General features: G+C 50.7%; 1 rRNA gene. It reads left to right on the top strand.

From position 1 onward, the window contains the following. Window positions 1–87: 87 nt before the first annotated feature. Window positions 88–2,986 (top strand): 23S ribosomal RNA (locus tag DWV06_RS12465). Window positions 2,987–3,020 lie beyond the last annotated feature (34 nt).

Below are 3,020 nucleotides of genomic sequence, written 5' to 3'. Positions count from 1 at the left end.
AAAATCATAACACAGAGACAACTGTAAACAAGATCGAGAGATCGATCGGCCTGAAAGATGTTTTATTCTACGCTAGGAATAGAACAAGGTCAAGCGAATAAGAGCGCAGGGTGGATGCCTTGGCACTAAGAGCCGACGAAAGACGTGATAAGCTGCGAAAAGCTTCGGGGAGGAGCAAATATCCTACGATCCGGAGATATCTGAATGGGGAAACCCGGCTGGAAGAACTCCAGTCATCCTACCGCCAATTCATAACGGTAGGAAGGGAACCCGGTGAACTGAAACATCTAAGTAGCCGGAGGAAGAGAAAGAAAATATCGATTTCCTGAGTAGCGGCGAGCGAAAGGGAAAGAGCCTAAACCAGAGTGCGTGCACTCTGGGGTTATGGACCGCAACAAGTGACTTGAAAGCTAGAAGAATGGTTTTGGGAAAGCCAGCCAGAGAGGGTGAAAGCCCCGTATTTGAAAGCGGAAGAGAGCGAGCGGGATCCAAAGTACCACGAGACACGAGAAACCTTGTGGGAATTCGGGGGGACCACCCCCCAAGGCTAAATACTACTTAGTGACCGATAGCGCATAGTACTGTGAAGGAAAGGTGAAAAGAACCCCGGGAGGGGAGTGAAAGAGAACCTGAAACCCTGTGTTTACAAACTGTGGAAGTACATTAAAGGTACGACCGCGTACTTTTTGTAGAACGGTCCGGCGAGTTACGCTGGCTGGCAAGGTTAAGCACTCAAGGTGTGGAGCCGAAGGGAAACCGAGTCTTAATAGGGCGAATGAGTCAGTCAGAGTAGACCCGAAACCGGGTGATCTATCCATGTCCAGGTTGAAGATGCCGTAAAAGGCATTGGAGGACCGAACCCACATCCGTTGAAAAGGGTGGGGATGAGGTGTGGATAGGGGAGAAATTCCAATCGAACCCGGAGATAGCTGGTTCTCCTCGAAATAGCTTTAGGGCTAGCCTCATATTAGTCTTGCGGAGGTAGAGCACTGAATTTCCTAGGGGGCGTCAAAGCTTACCGAAGAATATCAAACTCCGAATGCCGTAGAGATGATGTATGGGAGTCAGACTGCACGAGATAAGTTGGGCAGTCAAAAGGGAAAGAGCCCAGACCTACAGCTAAGGTCCCAAAGTAAGTGTTAAGTGGAAAAGGATGTGGGATTTCGAAGACAACTAGGATGTTGGCTTAGAAGCAGCCATACATTCAAAGAGTGCGTAACAGCTCACTAGTCGAGAGGTCCTGCGCCGAAAATGTCCGGGGCTGAAACACTACACCGAAGCTTAGGAATGCAAGTAATTGTATTGGTAGAGGAGCATTGTTAGCGGGACGAAGCCATACCGTAAGGAGTGGTGGACTGCTAAGAAGAGAGAATGCCGGAATGAGTAGCGAGAGAAAGGTGAGAATCCTTTCGGCCGAATATCTAAGGTTTCCAGAGTAAAGCTGATCTGCTCTGGGTAAGTCGGGGCCTAAGGCGAGGCTGAAAAGCGTAGTCGATGGACAACAGGTTGAAATTCCTGTACCGCAATATAACAGAACTGTGGGGACACAGAGGGAAAGCACGAGCCGGGAATGGAAAAACCGGTATAAGCGGGGTACCAGTCATGCAGGAAAAACCGCATGGCAATGGGAAGACGTGACATGGAGCGAAATGAAAGTAGCGAAGCGTGTGAGCCAGCTGTCAAGAAAAGCCGCTATTGTTTATATTGTGCCCGTACCGTAAACCGACACAGGTGGATGAGGAGAGAATCCTAAGGCCGACGGAAGAAGTATTGTCAAGGAACTCGGCAAAATGACCCCGTAACTTCGGGAGAAGGGGTGCCTGGGAAACCAGGCCGCAGAGAATTGGCCCAAGCAACTGTTTAGCAAAAACACAGGTCTATGCAAAACCGCAAGGTGAAGTATATGGGCTGACGCCTGCCCGGTGCTGGAAGGTTAAGAGGAGAGGTTAGCTCTTTGGAGCGAAGCTTTGAATTTAAGCCCCAGTAAACGGCGGCCGTAACTATAACGGTCCTAAGGTAGCGAAATTCCTTGTCGGGTAAGTTCCGACCCGCACGAAAGGCGTAATGATTTGGGCGCTGTCTCGACAATACATCCGGTGAAATTGAAGTACCAGTGAAGATGCTGGTTACCTGCGCCAGGACGGAAAGACCCCATGGAGCTTTACTCCAGCTTGATACTGGGATTCGGTATTGCATGTACAGGATAGGTGGGAGACGAGGAAGATAGGACGCCAGTCTTATTGGAGTCACTGTTGGGATACCACCCTTGCAGTATTGGATTTCTAACTAGCCGCCATTAGCTGGCGGGAGGACAATGTCAGGCGGGGAGTTTGACTGGGGCGGTCGCCTCCGAAAGAGTATCGGAGGCGCTCAAAGGTCTTCTCAGAATGGTTGGAAACCATTCGCAGAGTGCAAAGGCATAAGAAGGCTTGACTGTGACACCGACGGGTGGAGCAGGTACGAAAGTAGGACTTAGTGATCCGGTGGTATAAAGTGGGATTGCCATCGCTCAACGGATAAAAGCTACCCTGGGGATAACAGGCTTATCACTCCCAAGAGTTCACATCGACGGAGTGGTTTGGCACCTCGATGTCGGCTCATCGCATCCTGGGGCTGTAGCAGGTCCCAAGGGTTGGGCTGTTCGCCCATTAAAGCGGTACGCGAGCTGGGTTCAGAACGTCGTGAGACAGTTCGGTCCCTATCCGGCGTGGGCGTAGGATATTTGAGAGGAGCTGTCCTTAGTACGAGAGGACCGGGATGGACTGACCTCTGGTGTATCTGTTGTCATACCAATGGCACGGCAGAGTAGCCAAGTCGGGACGGGATAAACGCTGAAGGCATCTAAGCGTGAAGCCCCCCTCAAGATGAGATATCCCATAGCACAAGCTAGTAAGACCCCTTGAAGACGACGAGGTAGATAGGACAGAGGTGGAAGTACAGCAATGTATGGAGCTGACTGTTACTAATCGGTCGAGGGCTTGACCTAAGAAGGAGAGGAAGGATAAGATCCGGACTCGAAT

This window comes from Anaerosacchariphilus polymeriproducens (genome assembly GCF_003363435.1).
Taxonomy (GTDB): domain Bacteria; phylum Bacillota; class Clostridia; order Lachnospirales; family Lachnospiraceae; genus Anaerosacchariphilus; species Anaerosacchariphilus polymeriproducens.
Note: the sequence above shows the minus strand (reverse complement) of the source record. Positions and strands in the feature narration are given on the sequence as shown.